3 protein-coding genes are annotated in these 1,733 nt (G+C 25.0%); 2 read left to right on the top strand and 1 reads right to left on the bottom strand.

Annotation, left to right across the window (positions count from 1 at the left end; genetic code table 11):
* The first annotated feature begins 185 nt into the window (after positions 1 to 185).
* Together VN21_RS15715 and VN21_RS15710 are read left to right on the top strand one after the other, a co-directional pair.
* Complete coding sequence (locus VN21_RS15715) at positions 186 to 575, top strand: flavodoxin family protein (protein ID WP_332840892.1); 390 nt, start codon at positions 186 to 188, stop codon at positions 573 to 575.
* Positions 576 to 775: 200 nt separating this feature from the next.
* On the top strand, positions 776 to 1,045 hold the full coding sequence (locus VN21_RS15710) for a hypothetical protein (protein WP_046824089.1): 270 nt from the start codon (positions 776 to 778) through the stop codon (positions 1,043 to 1,045).
* 102 nt (positions 1,046 to 1,147) lie between these two features.
* Here the strand turns inward: VN21_RS15710 and VN21_RS15705 are convergent, their stop codons facing one another.
* Complete coding sequence (locus VN21_RS15705) at positions 1,148 to 1,654, bottom strand: GNAT family N-acetyltransferase (protein ID WP_046824088.1); 507 nt, start codon at positions 1,652 to 1,654, stop codon at positions 1,148 to 1,150.
* Positions 1,655 to 1,733 lie beyond the last annotated feature (79 nt).

Raw genomic sequence — 1,733 nt, 5'->3', positions numbered from 1 at the left:
TTTTATTATTTAAAATAACTTAAATTTATATATCAAATAAATTTAAGTTATTTGTATCTGATATAATTATCCATATATAAGGAGGAGAGCATATGAAAAATTTAGTAGTTTATTATTCGTTAGAGGGTAATACCAAATTAATAGCAGAATTTATCGCCAAATAAATTGGTGCAGACATAATAGAATTGAAACCTAAAAAAGAGTGTCCATCTTCAGGATTTAGAAAGTATGTATGGGGAGGTAAGAGTGTAATATTTAAGCAAAAACTAGAACTTATGAATAAGGAAATTGATATAAGTAAATATGATAATATATTTTTAGGTACTCCTGTATGGGCTGGAACTTATGCAGCTCCATTTAATACTTTTTTAGATATTAATACTATAAATAATAAGAATATAGCTTTATTTGCTTGCCGTGGCGGTGGTGGAAGCGAGAAGTGTTTTGCTAACTTCAAAAAAGAACTTTCAGAAAATACCTTTATAGGGGATATAGAATTAGTAGATCCATTAAAAAAAGAAACTGATAGTTCATTAGACAAGATTAAGAAATGGCTTCAAACACTAAACATATAAAATATATATTTAAAACTTTGATATATATTGAGTTATAGCCAAATCAAAACTCTTAAAAGAATAAACTTTATAAAATAATGGTAAATTATTTAATTTTAGTGCAAAAAATACAAATTTTACTACAATTTAAAACTTGTGTGACAATTTTGTGATACCATATATATTGAGGGGTTATAGAATTTTAGGGGGAGATGATATAATTGCTTTTTGAAGATTCAAGTGAAAATAAAGAGCTTATTAAATATGGGGTGAATTTTTTTAAAAAACCTTTATATGTTAATATGGCTATTTCAGCTATTTTATGTTTTGAAAGTTCATGTTTTTTAATATTAAAGTTAGTGCACAAAGAAACTGATGATATATTATTTTCTGCATTTTACACAACTTTATTTTTAATTTATACAACATGGACATGGAGTTCGTTTGCATATGAAATAAAGGAAAAAGACATAGACTATACTAAAAACTAAAATATAAAAATAAAAGGTATGTAAATTTCAATAAAAAATTAGTGGGAATTCAAATTGTATTTAATAGTAATATATACATAAGCTATTAAATCAATTAAAGTGTTAATATTCTATTTCAAGAGAATCATTAAGATAGGAGCTATTATTTAGTAGCCTCATACATATAAAAACAACGGGTTTTCCAAATGAAATATTTTCTTCTCTAGAAAATTCAATAAAACCTATTTTTTTATATAACTTGATAGCTCTCTTATTAAAATCAGCAACTCTTAGACAAATATCTCCTCTATATAAAAAGGTAGTTCTTCCGAAATGAATACATTCTTTTATGAAGTCTAACCCCAGTCCTTTACCAGTATCTTCAGGTCTTATCCCAAGTCCAATTTCCATAAAATTTGATCTAAAGGTATACTCATATATACCAAATAATTTATCATTAGAATCCAATACAGAAAAGTAAAAGCTATTATTATCTTCAAATATTTCATCAAAAGTTTCTTTTACACCTTCTTCTGGGATATTATAAAACGTATAAGGATATTCATATTTCCAGTTTATATATGTGTAAACCTGAAGTTCATCCATTTCTAATATTTTTCTTTTATACATAATAACCTCCATTTTAAACACTCTATGAATGCTCATTTAAAATATATTAGACGTTAAATGTAATAATCCAAGAAAAATA

It is taken from the genome of Paraclostridium benzoelyticum (assembly GCF_001006285.1).
GTDB lineage: Bacteria > Bacillota > Clostridia > Peptostreptococcales > Peptostreptococcaceae > Paraclostridium > Paraclostridium benzoelyticum.
The sequence above is the reverse complement of the archived record's forward strand: the minus strand, read 5'-3'. Positions and strand labels throughout refer to the sequence as shown.